Origin of the sequence: Bifidobacterium sp., from assembly GCF_051876855.1 — a bacterium.
Classification (GTDB): Bacteria; Actinomycetota; Actinomycetes; order Actinomycetales; family Bifidobacteriaceae; genus Bifidobacterium.
In genome coordinates this window covers 41,222-46,031 of record NZ_JBJEIH010000025.1, presented here as the reverse complement: position 1 = coordinate 46,031, position 4,810 = coordinate 41,222, and the positions used below count along the sequence as shown (strand labels likewise).

At 62.0% G+C, this 4,810-nt stretch carries 3 protein-coding genes; all 3 read left to right on the top strand.

Features of this window, described 5'->3' with window-relative positions:
• Positions 1-1,800 (top strand): HAD-IC family P-type ATPase (locus ACI38B_RS02320; RefSeq protein WP_439729360.1); only part of this gene is annotated, 1,800 nt, incomplete at its 5' end.
• A gap of 248 nt (positions 1,801-2,048) precedes the next feature.
• A complete protein-coding gene (locus tag ACI38B_RS02315) occupies positions 2,049-3,509 on the top strand; it encodes an FAD-dependent oxidoreductase (protein WP_439729359.1) in 1,461 nt (486 codons plus the stop codon).
• 251 nt (positions 3,510-3,760) lie between these two features.
• Positions 3,761-4,735, top strand: coding sequence for a zinc metalloprotease HtpX (gene htpX, locus ACI38B_RS02310; protein WP_439729358.1), 975 nt, complete (start codon positions 3,761-3,763; stop codon positions 4,733-4,735).
• Positions 4,736-4,810: the final 75 nt, after the last annotated feature.

Sequence of the window (4,810 nt, the reverse complement as noted above, 5' to 3'; positions counted from 1 at the left end):
AACGCTGATTCCGCGAAAACCACGGAGAATCTGGCCGATTCCGCTGCATCCAACGACAACATGCATTTCCGTACGGTTCCGGTTGAGGAAGTCAAACTGGATGACGTGCTGACCGTACTCCCCGGCGAAACCGTCCCCGTCGACGGCGTGCTGATGAGCGGCCAGGCGACCCTCGATCTTAGCAATATCAACGGCGAACCGGTGCCCCGCGAGGTGTTCGCCGGCGCCCGCGTCATGTCCGGCGCGGTCAACGGTTCAACCGCGTTCACCATGCGTGCCACTCAGTTGTCGCATGATTCGCAGTATCAGCGCATCCTCGAGCTCGTCTCGTCCGCGCAGAATTCCCGCGCGACCGTCGTCAAGACCGCGGATATTTTGGCCGTGCCGTTCACGGTGATTTCACTGGTGATCGCGTGTGTGGCGTGGGGCGTGTCCGGTGTGCCGACGCGGTTCGCGCAGGTGCTCGTGCTCGCTACGCCGTGCCCGCTACTGATCGCAGCCCCGGTCGCGTACATGGCGGGTACCGGACGCTTGGCGAAGGCCGGAATCCTGATCAAAGCGCAGGAAATCTTGGAGAATCTTGGCCGTGTATCGCATATCTTCTTCGACAAGACCGGCACGCTGACGGTCAAGCAGCCGCAGGTCGTGCGTGTTGATTTGCTGCCGGATGCGGGTGCCGGCATCCCGATGCGCGTCACCGAGACGGGAACGGTTGCCGCCGGCGCCGAGAACACTGAGGCCGCAGCTGGAGCCGAAACTGCCCACGCCCGTATCGACAAGGATCATATCCTCATGCTCGCCGGAGTGGTGGAAACCTACTCCGTGCATATTCTCGCCAAAGGCATCGTGAAGGCGGGTGCCGCGGCGCTCGACCGTCTGCATGACCGCTTCGACAAGGGCAACCGCAATTGCGCGCAACCTGCGACCGATCCGGGGCATCGCCGCGGTGATTACCCGGTTGTCAAGGACATCCATGAGGATGCCGGCAAGGGTATTTCCGGCAAGGTCAACGGGCTGAACGTGAGTGTCGGTCGTTTCGCGTATGTCACGCAGCCTCAGGTGGATGCCGGGCTGCAGCAGCAGTCTGCCACACCGCTCGACTTCTTCCCGGACAGCCGCTTCGGCGGTCTCGCGCCTGACGAAATGGCCACCTATGTGGCAATCAACGGCAAGCTCGCCGCCCGTATTGTGATGAAGGACATTCCGCGACCGAATGCGAAGGAATCGTTGCAACGCCTGCGTGAACTGGGCGTAGAGCATTTGACGATGGTGACCGGCGACAAGGAGCCCAGCGCCCGCATCATCGCCGATGAGGTCGGCATCACCGACGTGCATTCCGAGCTGCTGCCGGAAGACAAAGTGAACACGGTGCGTTCCGCAGCCCAGGACAAAGTCGCCGCGCAGCCGTGGTGGGATCGGATTATCCAGAAGCTGGTCGGCGAATCGACCACGCGCCCGGTGTCGATGATGGTTGGTGACGGCGTGAACGATGCCCCGGTGCTTGCGGCCGCCGATATCGGCATGGCGATGACCGACGGTACGACGACCGCCGCCTCGGAATCCGCGCAGGTGGTCATCATGAACGATGACATCGCGTGCGTGCCGAAGGCAATCGCGATCGCGCGTCGGACCAAGCGCGTCATGCTGCAGGCGGTGGTCGCCGGTTTGTCGCTGGCGATTGTCGGCATGGTGTGCGCCGCATTCAACCTGATTCCTGCGGTTGTCGGCGCGTTCCTGCAGGAGGCGATCGACGTGGTGTCGATTCTGTGGGCGCTGACCGCGCTGCTCGACCGCGAGTAGGGGGTCGGGCTTCGGGGTTGGTATTTGCCTGCTGTGTGACTCGCTAGTCGCACGGCGGCGGGATGCGCCCCAGGTTTCTTCTTTCTCTGCTTGGTATCTGCCCGTCGTGTGATTGATTGATCGCACGACGGGCAGTTTTGTGACGGAATTCTGCTCGGGCGCTCGCTATCGGTCCGTTGTGTAATCGGCTGGTTGCACGGCACTCGTACATCTTCCGCAATTACCGAGGTTGCGTTAGGCTGGAATGCATGGTTGACGAACATGATGACAAGAACGGACTGCGGATTGCAGTGATCGGCGCCGGCCCGGCAGGCGTCTACTCGTCGGATATCTTCCTGCGCCAGCTGCGCAAGGAAGGCGAGAAGCTCGGCGTGGGCACGGACGCCCGTATCGACCTGTTCGAGAAGCTTCCGGTACCTTTCGGCCTGGTGCGCTACGGTGTGGCCCCGGACCATCCGAGCATCAAATTCATTGCGGACGCACTCGAGAAAACCCTTGACAATCCTGACATCCACCTGTACTGCGACGTGGAGTTCGGCAAGGACGTCACGCTGGACGATTTGCTGCAGCGTTATGATGCCGTGCTTTTCGCAACCGGCGCGGTCAAGGACAAGCCGCTGAACCTGCCCGGTGCTGATTTGGACGGCGTGTATGGCGCCGCGAAATTCGTCGAATGGTATGACGGCTACCCAACAGGCGCCCGCACGTGGCCGCTGGACGCGCAGCAGGTCGCCGTGATCGGCGGCGGCAACGTAGCGATGGATGTCGCCCGCGAGCTCATGCGCAACGCTGACGATCTCAAGGCCCGCACCGACATCCCCGACAACGTATACGAAGGCATTAAGGGCAACAAGGCGCGCGAACTGCATCTGTTCATCCGCCGTGGCGTCGCGCAGGCGAAGTTCTCCGTGCAGGAGCTGCGCGAGATGGAGAAGCTGCCGGGCGTCCAGCTGATTATCAACGAGGACGATTTCGAGCTTGATGACGACACCATTGAGGAGGCCGGTAAGAACAAGCTGACCCGTCAGATGGTCGAGGAGCTGTACGCGATCCGCGAAATGGCTGAAGACATGGAAGATGACGGCGACGTCGATTTCGAAGGCAACCCGGCGGACCGCAAGTATTACGTGCACTTCAATTCCGCTCCGACCGAGGTGCTCGGCGAGGACGGCAAGGTCAAGGCGATCCGCGTGGAGCGCACGGAAACCGGTGCCGACGGTGTGATGCACCGCACCGGCGAGTTCACCGACTACCCCGTGCAAGCCGTGTATCATGCCATCGGCTATCAGCCGGCCACTGCGCCCGGCATCGCGTATGACGAGCGTCACGCGCACCTGGCGAACGCGGGCGGCGACGGCCGTATCACCACCGAGGCCGATGGCGGCGACGTGCGCGACCGCCTGTACGCGACCGGCTGGGCGAAGCGCGGACCGGTGGGCCTGATTGGTTCCACGAAGTCCGACGCCCTGATGATTGTCACCAATATGCTCGAGGACCTGTCGAAGGCCGCCGAGGGTGGCCGCATCGCCCCCGACCGCGACCCCGAATCCATCGACCGCCTGCTTGCCGAGCGCGGTGTCAAGCCGATTGATTTCGCCGGCTGGAAGCGGATTGACGCGTTCGAACGGTCCGAAGGCGCGAAAGAAGGCCGCGAACACAAGAAGGTCATCGAGCCTGAGCAGATGCGCGCGCTTGCTCACGCTGAGTGACATTACCGAGTACGCAGATCGGGTATCGCGGGCTGAACAACGTTGCTGGTAACGCCGGCAACCCCGGTACGCCGCACGCTGAGCTGAAGGCGTAGCGTCATGAACCCCATCGGCATAACCCCAAGAAACGGCGGTGCCGCAACGTTCTTCGTATGTTGCGACACCGCCGCCGCGTATCTGGAACAACCATCGTGCCGTTCATCAAGCGCATATTCAGAAAAAACTCAGTGTCGGCTTTTAGTGTGAACACCATGAACGGCAACATGAAGGTGCATGGTCACTGCAACGGCTTGAAAACAGTCTTTCTGTTCGGGCTGATGTGGGCAATCATCATGCTGATTTGGTGGCTGACCGGCGCGAGTCAGGACACGCTGGGGGTATATCTCGTCATCGGCGTGGCCAGCACATTCATCTCGTACTGGTTTTCAGACCGCATCTCCATCGCATCGATGGGCGCGCGTCATGTCTCCGAGCAGGAAGTGCCCGAACTGTACCGGATTGTGCGCGAACTGTCCGCCCGCGCCGGCAAGCCCATGCCGCGCATCTACATCGCGCCGACCATGAGCCCCAACGCCTTCGCGACCGGCCGCAACGAGCATCACGCCGCCGTCTGCTGCACGCAAGGCATCCTGCAGATTCTCAATGAGCGTGAGCTGCGCGGTGTGCTCGGCCACGAGCTCATGCATGTGTACAACCACGACATCCTCACGTCCGCCATCGCATCAGCTATGGCGACGGTCATCACGTATCTCGGCTACGCGCTTATGTATTTCGGCGGTGGCGATGACGATGACCGCGATTCCGGGCCGCTGGGCCTCCTGGGGGTCATTTTGAGTGCGATTCTCGCGCCGATCGGGGCGTCACTGATCCAGCTTGCGATCTCCCGGACGCGTGAGTACGACGCCGACGAGGACGGCAGCAAGCTGACCGGAGATCCGGAGGCGCTCGCATCCGCGCTGTACAAGATTTCGTACGGCGTCAAGGAGCATCCGATGGCCGCGACCGCTGGAAATCAAAGCACCGCAGCCATGATGATCGAAAGCCCGTTCAGCGAGGAAGGCTTCCAGAAGCTTTTCTCCACCCATCCGCCGACCGCCGACCGCATCAACCGGCTGATACAGATGGCCCACGAAATGCACGGCGCCACCGTCACCATGCCGGGCGAGACTCAGCAAGTGCCCTACCAGCAGACCGCCCAGCCCGCTTACTCCCAGTACGGCCGCTGACTATCGACGGTGAGGTGAGTGCCGGGCGTCGGCAGAACCTTCTGCCGACGGTGAGTGGGTCGTGAGTGTCGGTAG